Annotated in this window: 16 protein-coding genes; 13 read left to right on the forward strand and 3 right to left on the reverse strand. The window is 43.4% G+C overall.

The window, feature by feature from the left end; translation table 11 throughout:
- The first annotated feature begins 183 nt into the window (after nucleotides 1-183).
- Both DIT71_RS16965 and DIT71_RS16970 read left to right on the forward strand, forming a co-directional pair.
- A complete protein-coding gene (locus DIT71_RS16965) occupies nucleotides 184-891 on the forward strand; it encodes a hypothetical protein (RefSeq protein ID WP_114614421.1) in 708 nt (235 codons plus the stop codon).
- Nucleotides 888-2,015, forward strand: coding sequence for a GSCFA domain-containing protein (locus DIT71_RS16970; protein ID WP_114614422.1), 1,128 nt, complete (start codon nucleotides 888-890; stop codon nucleotides 2,013-2,015). The genes DIT71_RS16965 and DIT71_RS16970 overlap by 4 nt, the downstream gene beginning before the upstream one ends.
- A gap of 17 nt (nucleotides 2,016-2,032) precedes the next feature.
- On the opposite strand, the gene DIT71_RS16975 is transcribed toward DIT71_RS16970, so the two are convergent.
- The 3 genes from DIT71_RS16975 to DIT71_RS16985 all read right to left on the reverse strand — a co-directional run bounded on the left by DIT71_RS16975 (nucleotide 2,033) and on the right by DIT71_RS16985 (nucleotide 4,953).
- Nucleotides 2,033-3,778, reverse strand: coding sequence for a UbiA family prenyltransferase (locus DIT71_RS16975; RefSeq protein WP_144114515.1), 1,746 nt, complete (start codon nucleotides 3,776-3,778; stop codon nucleotides 2,033-2,035).
- Nucleotides 3,779-3,880: 102 nt separating this feature from the next.
- Nucleotides 3,881-4,621, reverse strand: a complete 741-nt coding sequence (locus tag DIT71_RS16980) for a hypothetical protein (RefSeq protein WP_114614424.1) — start codon at nucleotides 4,619-4,621, stop codon at nucleotides 3,881-3,883.
- 107 nt (nucleotides 4,622-4,728) lie between these two features.
- A complete protein-coding gene (locus DIT71_RS16985) occupies nucleotides 4,729-4,953 on the reverse strand; it encodes a hypothetical protein (protein ID WP_114614425.1) in 225 nt (74 codons plus the stop codon).
- Nucleotides 4,954-5,224: 271 nt separating this feature from the next.
- On the opposite strand from DIT71_RS16985, the gene DIT71_RS18445 reads away from it, so the two are divergent.
- The 11 genes from DIT71_RS18445 (at nucleotide 5,225) to wecC (ending at nucleotide 15,132) form a co-directional block, all read left to right on the forward strand.
- Nucleotides 5,225-5,368: an adenylyl-sulfate kinase gene (locus DIT71_RS18445; RefSeq protein ID WP_264756338.1), complete on the forward strand. Its 144-nt coding sequence runs from the start codon at nucleotides 5,225-5,227 to the stop codon at nucleotides 5,366-5,368.
- The gene (locus DIT71_RS18450; protein WP_264756339.1) at nucleotides 5,325-5,495 is read left to right on the forward strand and encodes an adenylyl-sulfate kinase; all 171 of its coding nucleotides are present in this window, start codon (nucleotides 5,325-5,327) and stop codon (nucleotides 5,493-5,495) included. The genes DIT71_RS18445 and DIT71_RS18450 overlap by 44 nt, the downstream gene beginning before the upstream one ends.
- 216 nt (nucleotides 5,496-5,711) lie before the next feature.
- The gene (locus tag DIT71_RS16995) at nucleotides 5,712-6,452 is read left to right on the forward strand and encodes a hypothetical protein (RefSeq protein WP_114614426.1); all 741 of its coding nucleotides are present in this window, start codon (nucleotides 5,712-5,714) and stop codon (nucleotides 6,450-6,452) included.
- Between the two features lie 225 nt (nucleotides 6,453-6,677).
- Nucleotides 6,678-7,997, forward strand: a complete 1,320-nt coding sequence (locus tag DIT71_RS17000) for an oligosaccharide flippase family protein (protein WP_114614427.1) — start codon at nucleotides 6,678-6,680, stop codon at nucleotides 7,995-7,997.
- The gene (locus DIT71_RS17005; protein WP_114614428.1) at nucleotides 7,998-8,735 is read left to right on the forward strand and encodes an SAM-dependent methyltransferase; all 738 of its coding nucleotides are present in this window, start codon (nucleotides 7,998-8,000) and stop codon (nucleotides 8,733-8,735) included.
- A gap of 60 nt (nucleotides 8,736-8,795) precedes the next feature.
- Nucleotides 8,796-9,617 carry a glycosyltransferase domain-containing protein gene (locus tag DIT71_RS17010; protein WP_114614429.1) on the forward strand — a complete coding sequence of 274 codons (822 nt, stop codon included), beginning with the start codon at nucleotides 8,796-8,798 and terminating at the stop codon, nucleotides 9,615-9,617.
- An 18-nt stretch (nucleotides 9,618-9,635) separates the two neighbouring features.
- Complete coding sequence (locus DIT71_RS17015; RefSeq protein ID WP_199491045.1) at nucleotides 9,636-10,607, forward strand: glycosyltransferase family 2 protein; 972 nt, start codon at nucleotides 9,636-9,638, stop codon at nucleotides 10,605-10,607.
- Nucleotides 10,608-10,659: 52 nt separating this feature from the next.
- Nucleotides 10,660-11,634, forward strand: a complete 975-nt coding sequence (locus DIT71_RS17020) for a glycosyltransferase family 2 protein (protein WP_114614430.1) — start codon at nucleotides 10,660-10,662, stop codon at nucleotides 11,632-11,634.
- A 72-nt stretch (nucleotides 11,635-11,706) separates the two neighbouring features.
- Nucleotides 11,707-12,771, forward strand: coding sequence for an EpsG family protein (locus DIT71_RS17025; RefSeq protein ID WP_114614431.1), 1,065 nt, complete (start codon nucleotides 11,707-11,709; stop codon nucleotides 12,769-12,771).
- 47 nt (nucleotides 12,772-12,818) lie between these two features.
- On the forward strand, nucleotides 12,819-13,817 hold the full coding sequence (locus DIT71_RS17030; protein WP_144114514.1) for a glycosyltransferase family 4 protein: 999 nt from the start codon (nucleotides 12,819-12,821) through the stop codon (nucleotides 13,815-13,817).
- A gap of 112 nt (nucleotides 13,818-13,929) precedes the next feature.
- Complete coding sequence (wecC, locus tag DIT71_RS17035) at nucleotides 13,930-15,132, forward strand: UDP-N-acetyl-D-mannosamine dehydrogenase (RefSeq protein WP_114614433.1); 1,203 nt, start codon at nucleotides 13,930-13,932, stop codon at nucleotides 15,130-15,132.
- Nucleotides 15,133-15,139: the final 7 nt, after the last annotated feature.

The following is a 15,139-nucleotide window of genomic DNA, read 5'->3' on the forward strand; positions in this document are numbered from 1 at the left end:
GGCAAGAAACACACAAATAAGAAGAGAATAGTGTCTGAATCTTCGATTTTTTGCCGGCTAAAACCAAGATAAGCAAGAATCAGCGGTTATTCAGACCTTCCCTAGTCTACGATGAATTTTTGTGCCAAGGAGTCAGAGATGACTTTTTTCTGGGTTACTAGAAAGTAAAGTGGAGGTTAATATATGGATGAATTATTATTAATTGGCCATAGCCATATTTCGTGTTTTGAAAAAGTCGCCAAAAATATCAGGAATGTTACCGTCATAAACCTAAGAAAAATAAGAGAGAGCCTTAATACTGAGGAAGAAGCAATTAAAGCTTTGCGAGAGATTGCTGGCGGTACTAAGCCTAAAGCTGTATGTCTGAGCCTCAGAGGAAATGACCATAATATATTGACTTTGTTAGAGCATCCGAAACCATTTGCAATCGCTAATCAGGTAGATCTTCTTAATAATTGTTCAGAGAGATGGCCCATACCATATAGTGCGATGAAGGATAGCCTGGAGAAAACAATCCGTGAAAAAATTGAGCATTTGTCTATTACAATCTTTAAAGCTTTCCCAAAGTCAAGAAGATTTTATATTCCTCCCCCGCCGCCAATTTCAGACTGGGGACACATCAAAAATAATCCCGGGATTTTTAAAGATAAAATAGATCTTGGATTTCCGCCTCTCGCTTTGAAAATGGCTGTCTATAAAATGCAGATTGACATTCTAGAGGATCTCTATTCCAGCTTAGAGACTAGTTTAATCACTATTGATGACAGTGCGAAAACAGAAAAAGGATTCCTCAAACCAAGCTACTTTAATAATGATCCAACGCATGCTAATGCGTTATATGGGGAGTTGATGATGAATAAAATTTTGAAAGAGACAGGAATAAAAAGATGAAGCACCCTTATGTAGGCCTGGCAGCTCAACAGTTTTGGAAAAACAGTGCTGGCATAAAAAATTATCGCGAACTTGATCCTGTTTCAACGCCAAATTTTAAGATAATGCCTGATGAAAAAATAGTGACAGCCGGGAGTTGCTTTGCTCAACATGTCGCCCGATTTATGTCGGGTTCAGGTTATAATCATTTTATAGTAGAAAAGGCACATCCCATTCTTAGTCAAGAAATAGCGATTCAGCACAACTATGGCCTTTTTTCTGCGCGTTATGGCAATATTTATACCGCAAGACAGTTAAAACAGTTGCTTTTACGAGCATATGGCCAGTTCAGTCCCATTGATTCATGTTGGTTGTCCTCATGTGGTTCGTTCGTAGTTGATCCTTTCAGGCCGCAAATTCAGCCTAGGGGTTATGTATCGAGTGAAGAATTAACGGTTGATAGGAATCATCACTTTTCTTGTATCAGGACGGCCATCAAGGAAATGGATGTTTTTATTTTCACGCTAGGTCTTACGGAGGCTTGGGTAGATAAAAGGGACGGTGCTGTTTTTCCTCTGGCTCCGGGAGTAGTTGCAGGGGAATACGATCCAGGAAAAGTAGACTTTATTAATTTCGATGAGGCCGAAACATTTGAGGATTTGAAATTTTCTTTAAAATTCATTCGTAGAATTAATCCCGAAGTTAAGATAATATTGACAGTGTCTCCTGTTGCTTTAAACGCTACTTATGAACCTAGAGATGTTTTGTTGTCAACAGTTTGGTCTAAGGCAATCCTGCGTATTGCAGCTGAGAAAGCTATAAAAGAGTTTTCAAATTGTGTATATTTCCCATCATACGAGATAATTACTTCTCCGCATGTACGTGGGAACTACTTTGCGCCTGATTGTAGAGAAGTTACCCGTGATGGTGTTGAGCATGTTATGGCGCTGTTTTTGCGGCACTTTACTGCTGCCGAAGTAGAAGTTTGCGAAACAATCAAACCAGCTGATGTAGAGGAATCCAATCATCTTGGTGACATGGAGGATAAAGTGGAGGTTTTGTGTGATGAAGCGGCAATAACTAACGAAGATAAAACCATTGTTTCTTCGTATTTTTTCGAAAAGCTAAAAAAATATTTCGCTTAAATCAGGTAGATTCTTATCTAGATATGAAAATTCTGCTCGTCAACAATTTCGCAAACTATGCGTAGTGCCATGTTGTATTTTTGTCTTAATAGAGATATTTCCAGCTGAGAGTATTTGTTAACAAGTGTTGTCTTGATCTCCTTATTTGTAGATTGTTTTGAGTTAACAGAATAAGTGGCCAGGTATTCATTTTTCGGTCCGACGCTTTCACCCAAATATGGCTCTATCCTCCAGTCTGTCCAGTTAATAGCGACTGTGTTTCCGGTTTTAGATTGATAAAGGATCTCTAAGGAACTTAAGGGCTTTGAGATCACGATAGGTGCTGACTTCATCGTCTCTTTTAAAGTGGCTTGATGCGCTTTGAATTTTCTAATTGCCAACATCTCTTTATTTCTTGCGATTGAAAAAGCTCTATCAAGCATTCTTTCATCAATACGGTCCCAAAGCATAGGTCTTGAGCGCTGGTATTGCGCGACGAGTTCCTCGTTAGGTTCAACGCGCTCTAGAGTTTTTTGAAGTTGTTGAATGTGGCTCTGTATGATTGTCTCTTCTATAAGCTGGTAATCGCTAGTATCAAAGATATGAATATTAAAGCTATTCAGTGAGCCGGCATCAATCATGGGGGGGCTTGGCAAACCTTTAGGCGGGTCGAGCAATAACGTTGCCTCGTGTCTTGCTTTAGCGCTTTTGTTTTTGTCAAACACTTTAATTAAGTAACACTCTTTGTCGTTAGTAATGAGAGTAAAATGCAAGATGTTATTTATGCCGGTGTCTAACCACTTAAGTTCGTCAAGCTCGACCGACGACTTTATGCATTCAGCGATATACCTACAAAGCGCTTTTCGTTGTTCAGGATTTTCTAAAAAGGCCCATGCCGTATTAGTTGTCTTTTTTACAGTAGGCTGTAGTACATGGTTGTCAAAAGCGAGAGCTTTTAGTTTATGCTGCTGGGTTGTTAGGTAGTGAGCGCCAATAATTGCTGTAGCGAATTGAGATAAAATTTGTCGCGATAGAATAATAGAAAGTAAAATGGATAGAAAGCTGGGTATGTCGCGAATCATGAAATCAATAACAATAGCTACAAATGCTACGAGAAAGCCTATGCTGCCTAGCATATTTATGTGTTGACCAAACTTGCTTTCTACAGCGTGCCTCAGGGTGGATGACCTTTCCCATATTAACGTATAGAAACCGAGGCAGAGTAGTATAAAGCCTATAGCTACCCAGGCCAGTAAGCTATAAAGTTGGCTTAGTATGATGAGCCCCATGCTGAAAAAAATAGCGCTCGCCCACACTGCCGAGACCCGCAATATGGCGTTTTTGACAATGGTGTCCTGGCTTTCAAAGAGAGTCAGCTTGTTAGTGGTTGCCTGTAACTTAATGGAGCCTTTCGTCGCTATGCGTTCAATAAAACTGTTGGCGATATTGTTAAAAAGAAATGCGCCTATCGCTAACACGCTGATACCTAGTATTAAAGGCTGTTCACCAAAACTTGTTAAAGAGGAGGGAAGTAGGCTGGGTATTTTACCCGAGCTCATAATCATCACGATTTTGAGCGGAAGCAGTAGTGAGGCGATCAATGCGAGCTGTGCTAACAAACTCAGAACAACGGCGGTTGCAATACCATGTGGGTAGATACTGAGAAGGCGTTTGCTTAGTTTTACTGTCCAGCGTAATGACGACGCAATTTCTTTTAACATGATCTTTTGGTTTGTCTCAGGTTGCCGAGTGTAAGAGCGTGGTAGTATATGATTGGCCTGCACAGTAAGTTCTCAACGTGGTTCTGTAGTTACAGAATAATTCCGTGTATCAGCTGCTTCTCTATATGATCACCCATGATCAATCTGTAGGGTTGATATTGTTCTTTATGCTCCGATAGCAGTTTTATGGCCAAGAGTATATGGTGAAGTTGAACTGGAGCGCTCGTGGTTCGTCGTATCTTTGAGTAGGATACGATCAATAACGAAAAATGAATAGGGGAAAGCGTTCGTAATTTGTCGCGCTTTGTCGGTTCTATCCTTTTCAAGAACCTTCATCAGATACTTTCCGTTTGTGGCGCTAACCTGGGAAAACTGGAGGACGTTTTTTAGCCCGGCACGCATCCAATTTATGCTGATTTGTCGTGGTTTAGCGCCATTTAATTTGCAAAGCTGTTCGATCAGTTGCCGTTTATAGCTCTCGTCGGTGAGATAGATCCATACGGAACCGTGTTTTTCTTCGTGTGCCGGAGCAAAGGCGTTATTCTCGAAGGTAAGGGCTTTGAACTTTGGTTGATTGCTGTTAATAACGTTAATGCCATTGACTCCCACTGTTATCTGAGAGAAGAGCTGAGGTGACAGGGTAGATGATCGCAGTACAGGGGGAAATTCGGCGGTTGTGGAGAGCATATATTCAGTTACGAGGCCAAAAAAAGTTATGAAGCCAACATTTGCAAGAGTGTTGAGGTGTTTTCCGAGCTGGCTTGATATTGTCGCCCATTGGTTTGGCGCTTTTGCCCAAATCGCCGAGTAGATGGTTAAGCCGGCAGCAACATATGTGACGGCGACGGCCGAAAGTTCCCAGTGTAGCCAAGTGAGAATAGCAAGGCCTTCGATGGCGAAAAGCAAGCCGGCGATCGCCGCTCAAAATTAGGCAACACTATCATCTAAATACTGCCCTGATTTTCGAACAGTGTCAATTTATCGGCATGTTGGTGTGGTTTTCAGCCCCTTTCTTAGTTAGGTTTTAATGATTTAATGGCGTCACTTTCGCGCAGAGAGGCACCGATTGCTGCTGCCAATTCAGCAAGGAGAACATTTACGCTTAAACGGTCAAGAACCGGAGGGAGGATATTGGATATGTTTCCGCTGCTTGCGGTAATCACGATCTTTTGCGCCAGCAGCAAAGAGGCGACCAGTGCCAGCTGGGTGATGAAGGTCAGGGTTATTGTGGCGAGCACTCACCAGAGGTACACCTTGAAAAACCTTGCTCCCAGCGCTGCATACCATTGCAGTTCGACTCGTGTTTCTTTCAGCATAACGGTTTAACAATCCTTTACTCAGTAACAGGTCCGGCAGTGTTGGTATTCTGTTATATTTCCATGCGAACTATGGGTATGCAGAGAAGGTTTTCCCTTGAATACAAATATTGTCTAGCAAGGCCATAAAGTCATCCGCACAGAATGCGCTAAACCCAAAAACCAACGCCCACTCTTGCTGTGGTTCAAGGGCGTGAGCGGCCCTGTTAATTCTACCACAGCGAATACATTGGACATGGCCCTGCATCAGCGCCGCCATCATACCTTTCTTCTGAATGGTGACAACGTTCGCCATGGTCTTAACCGGGTGCTTGGTTTTCAGACGAAGATCGTGTAGCAAAATCCGTCGGGTAGGCGAGGTCAGCAAGTTGTTTGCAGATGCCGTTCTGATTGTCCTAAGTGCATTTACTTCCACCTTAGCCACTGACCAGCGTATTACGGCGAGCTACCTGTTCCCAGGATGATACCGATTTATTGATTATATCCAAGTCGGTTTACCCCGCAGCCTAGTAGTTTGCGCTGTATCGCTTTCGTTGATATCCATTGCGTGCGCTTCTAGTTCTGCCGCCCAACAACACTGTTTAGAATATAGCAGCCTCTTTTTCATGCGCGCTGTTGTTCAGCTACTCAGCTGGCGTACAATGCGCCGCTGTTTGATTAACTCAAAAAAGGATTAATGAATGAAGCCAGAAGATGATGTGATCAGCCTGGTTGATGCAGCCGTTATTTTTGTGCGGCGCTGGATTGCATTTGCCATTGTTTTTCTTGTCGTGGTGGCAATTGGTATTGGCTATGCCTTCACACTGAAAAGCACAGTAAACGTGGTTTACACAACAACCATTGAGCCGGCTGTGTTGCCCGGTAAGAATAACAATCCGGCAACCCTTCTGACGTTGATTAAAACCAAATGGATGGCCGAGGCAAAGGAAGAGTACAGGGAACGTCACGGGAATCATCTGGCACCGGTCCACCCCGCTCAGGTTCAGGGAACACGCCTGATTGAGGTAGTCAGTCGAGGAGCAAATCTGCAGAAAGAAGCGGTAGTAGATTCTCATAGAGCGCTGGCTGAACTGGTGGTAAGAGAGCAAAACGCCGAGCTTGATACTCGGATGGGTTTGTTTGAAGAGCAACTTCAGAGTGTCGAGGCGGTTATTCAGGGTGCGAAAAATTTGCCGCGGCCATTCGAGATTCGCCTGAAGGTGAATTTGGAGCAGAAGATTCAGTCCGGTGAGCGGGCGGAAATTCTTATGCTGGCTAACGAGCAGCGCTCCGTGAACCATGATCCTTCACGTAAGCGTGTCATCGCCGTTAGCGTAATCATTGGGTTGTTATTAGGCTTTATGGCTCCGTTTATTTTGGAGTTTGCCTGTCAGGTCCGCAGCCGGTTGCGTGAGCTTCGGGCCGAGCAAGCTGGGCCTTGAATGGTTGCTGTGTAAGAAATTTATTGCAAATGAGCGAGCACTTTGCTCTTGCACGTGGATATTGAATAACGTTTTTAGCATAGGACTTTGCGGCTCCCAGAGGAGCAGATGTCGGCCTGAGTACACTAAATTCTGGTTGGTGGGGCGGTAGCGTGCCTGGGCCGAAGTGAAAGTTTTTCAGAACAAGTGAAAACATTAGAGCAAACCCGTGATGAAAATTATCCGATGAGTAAGCCCGTGTTACAACGATTAATCTCCTATGGCCAAGGTGGCTCCCTCAGAGCGAAGCTTATTCGAGGAGGAGCCGGTGTTGGTGGCCTTCAGCTTCTGTCATTGCCAATTAGCTTTGTCACTTCTGTGTTGATGGCTAGAACCCTGGGCGTTGAGGATTTTGGGGTTTACAGTTACGTACTCGGCCTTGTTGTATTGTTTGCACTGCCGGCTTATGCAGGGTTTCCGCCTTTTTTAGTAAGGGAAGTGTCAAGGTACCATCGCGTGGGGAGTCTTGGCCTGCTTACTGGTGTGATACGGCGGGCTCACCAGGTCGCATTTTTTCTGGGCATTTTAATCATGCTCGCAGTGCTGGGTTTCGTATTCTTAAGCGCAGAAAATGGCCTTGACAATCAGGCTATTTTAATAATTACTGCGGCAGTCACGATTCCTCTTTTAGCTATTATCCGAGTTCGTGCGGCCATACTCCAAGGGCTGGCTCTTGTCATCCAGTCAAGGATTGCCGAAATAATCATCAGGCCCATTGTTTTTTTGCTCCTCATTTTGACACTGTTTTTTATCGGTACACTAAGTCCTCTGTCAGCTCTATTCGCTCAGATCACTGCAACAGTAGTGACCCTCGTCGTAGTAAGCATATTGCTAAGAGGCCAGTTAAAGGATTTAACCGCCCAACCCGTGTATGACGACCGGCGATGGAAAAAAGCTATTTTACCTTTTTCGGCCATCGCCGGTGTCAGTTATCTTAATAGCGAACTAATAATTCCTCTCACTGGTTTTCTCGCATCGAATTCGGAGGTTGCCTTCTTTAAGGTTGCGCTTTCTATTGCGATTCTCATATCAGCACCGCTAACGATAGTAGAGGCCACCATCCATCCCCATGTCACACGGGTTTTCGCGAGCGGAGAAAAGGCGCGGCTATTTCGGATGGTAAGTCTTGCCGGGTTTGCAGCGTTACTGGCATCCCTTCCACTCGTAATTGTTTTCTTGGTTTTTGGCCAAGAAATTTTAGAGTTCGTTTACGGCTTGGAATACACAGCGTCTTACTGGCCGCTGGCAGTCCTCATCACTGGTTTCCTTGTCGTTAACCTGGTTGGCCCGTCCATGCTGCTTCTTCACGCTACTAATTATGAGAACGACGCCCTGGTGATCTCTATCGCAGGCGCTGCATTGACGATTCTGCTTTGCGTGACCTTGATACCGAGAGAAGGCGCTTTGGGTGCAGCATTGGCGATAACAATCTCTAAAGTAGCCAGAGCCCTTGCATTTCGAATCTGGGCACAATTTCGAATCAATCAACATTTTCAAGAGAAATGAATGATGACTTACTCGACTGAATTCTTTAAAGACCGACGTGAGCAGACAATGGCATCTGCAAAGCCGATAGTCGCACTCTTGTGGGAAGCGATTAAGCCAGAGACTGTTCTCGACGTTGGGTGTGCTACAGGGATATGGCTTGCGCAAGCCCAGAACCACGGAGCGGCAAAAATTAAAGGAATTGACGGCCCCTGGGTTCCCCGGGAAGAGCTCGAAATCGACGAAGCGTTCTTTGTGGAGCACGACCTTTCGCAAAATAATCCCGCTGACGTTGGTTTTTATGATCTGGCATTTTGCATTGAGGTGGCTGAACATTTAGCGCCTGAGGCAGCTGAGCGCTTCATTGAGTTTCTAACATCGCACGCTGACGCAGTTTTGTTCTCTGCAGCGATACCTGGACAGGGCGGCACCGGTCACGTTAATGAACAACCGCAATCATACTGGCATAAAAAGTTCAGCGACAGGCAGTTTGAATGCTTTGATATCGTCAGGCCTGAATTCTGGGATGATCCGAAAATCAATGTAATATACAAGCAGAACATGTTAATTTATGCTCGTGAGGGCTGTGCTATCAATAATATATTACAAGAAATTTACGGCACTAACGCAAAAATAACGACGAATTTTTCTCTGGACCGAATCCACCCGTTTTTATTTAAGTTACGAACCGCGCCAAAGAAGACACTTGTCGAAAGGGTAAAGCAAAAACTGAAAAATTCATTAAAATATAAATCATAGTTGATTAAAGTATTCTTGATTTACGGCTGCATAAAAATCTAATTGGCATTAACGCTTAAAATGAAAAGTATCGTTGTTTACACTTGTATAACAAACAAGTATGACTGGCTGTTACCGCCATTGTCCATGCCTGATAATGTGCATTATGTTTGTTATAGCGACTCGTACGATAAAGATGAAAATGGTTGGGAAGTGCGACCAATACCAGAAAATTTAAACTCATTACCATATAATTTAATAAACCGATACTTCAAGCTGTTTCCCCACAGGTTTTTTGATGGATATGACTGGTCGGTATATGTAGATGGTAATGTTAGGGTGTTAGGTGATTTATCCCTAATTATCCGTGAGATGTCTGAAAATGGCGAGGTTATAGGTTGTCCGGCCCATCCCGATCGTTCGACAATTCTAGAAGAAGTTCCTGTGTGCAAAGCTCTGGGGAAGTTTTCAGATTCTGACTTGCAAATCCTTGAGAAACAGTTAGAAGACTACCGCGTCGACGGTATGTCTTGGGAGCAGCCCTTAACAGAAAATAATTTCATCGTTAGAAAACACTCTGATCCTGAAGTACAGGCATTGATGGAGTGTTGGTGGGAAAACCTGGAAAAGTACACAAAAAGGGATCAAATTAGTTTTCCTTATGTTGTGTGGAAATCAGGACTACACCTTAAAAGATTTAATTTTGCTGGATCTGTTGAAAATTCTTTTATTAAAAAGGTTGGCCACAGGCGTAATAGATCGAAATTATTGACAATTAAAAAATATATAATGGCGAGGGAAGTTGATGGACCATTTTGGAAGTTAGCCAATCGGGGTATGGACACTTTGAGCAGATTTTTAAGAATCTGTTCCAAGTCGAGGAAGATCGTTGGAATAAGATAAGGGAAAAGTGTCTGCATAATGAAAGTTTCCATAGCTATGGCCACCTATAACGGTGCCCAGTACATAAAAGAACAACTCCAGAGCTTCGTGGAACAAACGCGACGGCCGGATGAGTTGATTATCACAGATGATGGCTCTTCCGATGATACCGAAACCATTGTCCGTAATTTCGCAAAAACGGCGCCCTTTGAAGTCGAATTCCACCGTAACGAAAAGAATTTGGGCTACTGTGGCAACTTCAATGCCGCGCTTATGAAAACGACAGGTGACCTGGTGTTCCTGAGCGACCAGGACGATGTGTGGTTCCCCAAAAAGATCGAGCACATTCTCAGCGTGGCCGAGCGCTATCCGGAAGCGTTGCTTTTGATGAATGATGCAATGCTAACCAATAGTGAGTTAGAAGAAGTAGAGCTTACCAAGATAGGACAGATCAGGTCCGCAGGAATGCCATTAGACAAATTTGTGATGGGGTGCTGTTGCGCTGTGCGCAGGGAGCTTTTAGAGCTATGCTTGCCAATCCCGGCGGGTTTTAAGGCACACGATAATTGGCTTGTGTGGTTTGCTAATGGCATGGGTGCCAAGTTAGTGGATGATATAGTGCTTCAGTACTACCGACGTCACGAGACTAACCAGTCACAGTTTATAGCCAACAGGACGACAAAGGTCACCCGTACACGAGTATTTCTCCATTCGGTAGAAAGCCTATTTCGAAAGGACGCCTCGCAACAGAGTAAAGATGGAATCGCGCAACTCAAAATCTTTGCAGATGGTGTGCAAGCGGTTATGGATAATAGCCCTGGCAGATATCATCAAAAACTGGCGGAGCTCCAAGCACAAACTATTCAAAAGATATCCACGGAAAAAGCCCGCGCGGAAATCCGACAAAAATGGTTTATACCGAGAGTAGCGGCCTCTTTAAGGTATTTCTTGCGAGGGGGGTATAGAAATACTAGCGGACTTACGGCAGTTCTGCGAGATATTGTCGGCTGAAAAGCGCTTCCTTGAATAGTCTCTAAATATCATCTACTTGGCTCTCTTCTGCATGCAAACTTCGATTAGCTTTATTGTTATCGGAAAAAATGAATCAAAGCACTTAATAAATTGCTTCGATTCAATCAATCGTCTTAAGTTCTTATGTACTATTTTTTCATTTGAAACCATCTATGTCGACTCTGCGTCGGTCGACAATTCGATTGAGTTGGCCTTGGACCATACTGCAATTGATAAAGTTTTCAGAGTTGATGGCTGTATTAACGCCGCTATTGCGAGAAATGTTGGTGCTGAAAACTCAACTGGAACTATTCTATGCTTCCTGGATGCAGATATGGAGCTTTTCGAAGATGAATTTAGCAGTCTTCTTGAGCAGGTAGTAGAAAATGACGTGCCTTTTGCGAGTGGGGATTTGCTTGACATAGAATACGATGCCCACGGCAGCGTTGAGTCAGAAAGAAGGCGATATAATATAGATTCAAATCGATATGAGATCACTACGGGAGGTTTGTTCGTAATAAATAGAGACACTTGGGATTCGGTAAATGGGATGAGGAATACCTTTCGTAGGAATCAAGACCTTGATTTAGGTCTAAGGCTCGCAAAGAGCGGGGTCAAGATGTTACGAATAGGTAAAGTTATTGCTGCTCATCATACTGTCTCATATGTCTCCAATGATAGGTTCTCTAAAGATTTAATGAGCGGAAACTTTTTATATCCAGGCGTCTTGATAAGGAAGAATTTTTTCAACAAATATGCGCATAGACATCTATATAAGTCCTATTGTTCTTCCATGTTTCTGCTGGCCTCTCTATTTCAATCTTTGATGTATAATAGTATTTATTTCATTGCCTTATATATGACCTTCTGGTCAATTAAAAAATTATATTCGGAAGGAAATGTCAGAGGAATAGGTCGATATATGTTAAGGCGTCTTTCAATAGATGCTTCGTTTTTTATAGGTTTCTTGGCATTTTATCCGTCGTCAAAGTATAAAAGTAAATTCCGAGTTGAATCTTTCGGCTAGATATTCTGGCCGCGCCGTCGGGGCGGTCTTTGCCCGATTCGCTTGATTGCATATATGTTTGGTGTATGAGTTATGGAAATATGGTTTTTGGTTTATTATTTGGCGTGGACGGCCGCTGTTCTACTTTTACTATGGGTTTCCGATATTGAAAGGTTTCGTAATAAAATATTATCAAGGGCTTCTCTTTTCGGATCGCTTCTTATTTTTTCATTCGATTCCTACTTCCGTGGTAATAGAGGGCGAGATACACAAGCTTATCGCGATCACTATTTATTTATTTCGGAAAACGCTGGTTTAATGCCCGACCAAGGGCCCTATGATTTTGAGGTTGGTTATCTATATCTTTCGTTTATATTTGGGCGTTTAGGGTTCAGTTTTGAGTGGTTTAGTTTTTTTATAAGCGCCTTTTCCTTTGTCGCAATATGTTTCATGGCTTATGCGTTTAGAGTAACGAGGACAAAGCTTTTCGCTCTTGTGATTTTGTCAGGGTTTGTGTTTTTTTCCTATAATGGATTAAGGCAATGGCTTGCACTATTGCTGTTCTACTTGGGTGTATCCTTTTTTTATTCTCAACGTAAGCGCTTTTTGGTCATCATCTATTGGCTAGGATCCGTAGCATTTCATTTATCCTCAGTCGTAGCCTTGGCGACTGCTGTTGGTTTTAGGGCTATTTCCAGGTTAGATAGGCTTTCCACATTATTAGTATATTTGATCTCGATTCCCGCCCTTGTTTTGATTTTTTATCTGTCTCTGGATGTCCTGACCGGGCTGCTAGGTTATAAAGTTTACCTTCAGAGAATAAACATTCTGGATTATTCTGGTTTGGGTTTTGGCTGGCTGGCGCAGACCCTTCTCAACTGTTTGCTAGTAGTCGTTTTAGTGATCAAACGCGATAAGTTTGGCCTGCTCGAATACCTTGCTATCATGTGGGTTTTCTTATATCTGCTGTCCCCAGGTGACCAAAGCATTATGAGGTTGGCGGTATATTTCAGCTTTGCTCAGATTTTGGTGTTTTCTCGAGTGGATTATTTTCGAGACACCTTTAGCCTATTTGTTTCTATTTCGTATTTTGGTTTAATGAGCTTACAGTTTGTTGCGGCTATTCTTTTTAATGCTCATGGTGCGATCTTGGGGTAAGCTCTCCTTCCTCCGAACGAATTGGCAATTTTAGGATTGGTATGTCCATGAAGGTTTTTGTTCTGGGTGTGATTCCTCCGCCAATTGGTGGAGTTAGTGTACATGTTAAGCGCTTTTTTGATTTTTGCAATGAGAATTCCACGGGTATAGAAATTGCTATTTTCGATTATAAAAAGAAAAAAGTGTTTTTCGGGCCCTTTAAAAAAGGCATACACTACGCACTCTGGTTTTTTTTGCGGTCAAATATTGTCCATATTCATATTTCGTCAGGTTTGAAAGTTTTTGCTTTATTGGTTTCAAAATTGTTTTTAAAGAAAGTCGTCTATACTCACCATAATTCAATTGTCAGTAATCCTCATTTGTTTCGATTCATGTGCAAGTATTCGGATGAAATTGTCTTGGTTAATTCTGAAAATATATCCGAATCCATTGGTGGTATAAACTCAAAGAAAAAAGTTCACGAAGTCCCGGCGTTTATACCAAAGAGCCATAAAGCATCACTACCTCTGGAACTTCTTGGTTCGCTGGGTGGCTTTGGTGATATAATAAGTACGAATTGCTCATCGGGTAGAATTATTGACGATGAGGAAGTATATGGGATCAGTCGTTTGGTTGCGGTTTTTCAGGAGGCGGCGTCAGGTAGGTTAATTGAAAATACTGCCTTGTTGATATGCGATCCGTCACGTAGTTATAATGACTGTTTTAATTGGAGTTCTTTGTATAATTTGAAAAACGGCAATGGTGTTATATATTGGTCTGACGATGTCGATTTTTCTGAAGTTATTTGTCGTTCGACCTGTACCGTAAGGGCGACCATAACTGACGGAGACTCTCTTTCGGTGAGGGAGTCGTTATATTATAAGGTGCCTGTTATTGCATCGGATGTTGTTAAGCGTCCTCAGGGTACTGTGCTGTATAGAGTCAAGGACGACCTCGATTTGATGCATAAAATAGTGGCTACCTTGAAAGGTCAGTGCGTGGTTAGCACTCCTCATAAAAATTTCGCTTATGACATAATTGATATTTACTATGATTTAGGTAAATGATTTGTCAGAATTGGTTTTTTATATTTTTTCGGCGATCATAAGCAATTTTGAATACATCGATTAAAGGGAATCCAGATTATGATATCAAAACGGGTACATTTAAGGTTGCGTTATGTTTTCTAAAGTAAACGTGTGTGTTGTTGGTCTGGGTTATATAGGTCTTCCGTCTGCTGCTTTGTTGGCGAATAGAGGCTACCACGTCCAGGGCGTTGATATCTCCCCAGAGGTCGTGGATACCATTAATCAGGGTGATATTCACATCGTGGAGCCTGATCTTGATTCTTTTGTGCACTCGGCGGTCAATTCCGGTCGGTTGAAAGCAGCTCTCGAGCCGGGTGCGGCGGACGTTTTCATTCTTGCTGTTCCAACGCCTTTTCATGAAGGGTTTGTGCCCAATATTGATTACGTGTTGGACGCAACCCGTGCAATTGCTCCTGTCGTAAAGGCTGGTGATTTGATTATATTGGAGTCTACTTCTCCGGTTGGTACCACCGAAAAAGTAGCAAAAACGCTGCGCGAAGGCGGTGTCGATACTGATTCTGTTCATATTGCTCACTGCCCAGAGCGAGTCTTGCCTGGGCACATTATGCGTGAGCTTGTTGAAAACGACCGTATTGTCGGGGGGATCACTCCCGAGGCAGGCGAAAAAGTTTCAGAGTTTTACCGTACCTTTATCACTGGTGAAGTATTGGTAACCGATGCCCGCACTGCTGAAATGGCCAAGTTGACGGAAAACAGTTTTCGGGACGTAAACATTGCCTTTGCGAATGAGCTTTCGTTACTGAGTGATAGGTTCGATATTGATGTCTGGGAGCTGATCCGTCTGGCAAATCGCCATCCTCGGGTGAATATACTTCAACCGGGCACCGGCGTTGGGGGGCACTGCATTGCCGTTGATCCTTGGTTCATCGTTCATGAAGGAGGCGACGATGCTCATTTGATTCGCTCTGGGCGGGAGGTGAATACGCGTAAAACCGAGTGGGTAGTAGAGAAGATTAAGGCAGAGGTTTTACGCTTCAAGGATGAGCAAGGTCGCGCCCCTGTTGTGGCGTGCATGGGACTGGCTTTTAAGCCAAATATTGACGATCTTCGGGAGTCGCCCGCACTGTATGTATTTCAGCAGCTCGTCGCTTCGAATATTGGGCCCCTGGCCGTTGAACCAAACCTTAAAAAGCACGCGAGTATCATCTTGACGCCATTGAAGGATGCTGCGGCTGAAGCCGATATCGTGGTGTATCTCGTGGCGCACCGGGAGTTTAAAGAACTGAAAGTTGCAGGAAATGTGCTGGATTTCTGCGGGGTTGCTCAGGCGTGAAAGTCCT

Origin of the sequence: Marinobacter vulgaris, assembly GCF_003344045.1 — a bacterium.
GTDB classification, from domain to species: Bacteria; Pseudomonadota; Gammaproteobacteria; order Pseudomonadales; family Oleiphilaceae; genus Marinobacter; species Marinobacter vulgaris.

Bases quoted from the DNA above. Each gene is read 5' to 3' on its own strand.
- DIT71_RS16965 (WP_114614421.1), top strand. From the start codon at position 184: ATGGATGAATTATTATTAATTGGCCATAGCCATATTTCGTGTTTTGAA.
- DIT71_RS16970 (WP_114614422.1), top strand. From the start codon at position 888: ATGAAGCACCCTTATGTAGGCCTGGCAGCTCAACAGTTTTGGAAAAAC.
- DIT71_RS18450 (WP_264756339.1), top strand. From the start codon at position 5,325: ATGGTCTTAACCGGGTGCTTGGTTTTCAGACGAAGATCGTGTAGCAAA.
- DIT71_RS16995 (WP_114614426.1), top strand. From the start codon at position 5,712: ATGAAGCCAGAAGATGATGTGATCAGCCTGGTTGATGCAGCCGTTATT.
- DIT71_RS17000 (WP_114614427.1), top strand. From the start codon at position 6,678: ATGAGTAAGCCCGTGTTACAACGATTAATCTCCTATGGCCAAGGTGGC.
- DIT71_RS17005 (WP_114614428.1), top strand. From the start codon at position 7,998: ATGATGACTTACTCGACTGAATTCTTTAAAGACCGACGTGAGCAGACA.
- DIT71_RS17010 (WP_114614429.1), top strand. From the start codon at position 8,796: ATGAAAAGTATCGTTGTTTACACTTGTATAACAAACAAGTATGACTGG.
- DIT71_RS17015 (WP_199491045.1), top strand. From the start codon at position 9,636: ATGAAAGTTTCCATAGCTATGGCCACCTATAACGGTGCCCAGTACATA.
- DIT71_RS17020 (WP_114614430.1), top strand. From the start codon at position 10,660: ATGCAAACTTCGATTAGCTTTATTGTTATCGGAAAAAATGAATCAAAG.
- DIT71_RS17025 (WP_114614431.1), top strand. From the start codon at position 11,707: ATGGAAATATGGTTTTTGGTTTATTATTTGGCGTGGACGGCCGCTGTT.
- DIT71_RS17030 (WP_144114514.1), top strand. From the start codon at position 12,819: ATGAAGGTTTTTGTTCTGGGTGTGATTCCTCCGCCAATTGGTGGAGTT.
- wecC (WP_114614433.1), top strand. From the start codon at position 13,930: ATGTTTTCTAAAGTAAACGTGTGTGTTGTTGGTCTGGGTTATATAGGT.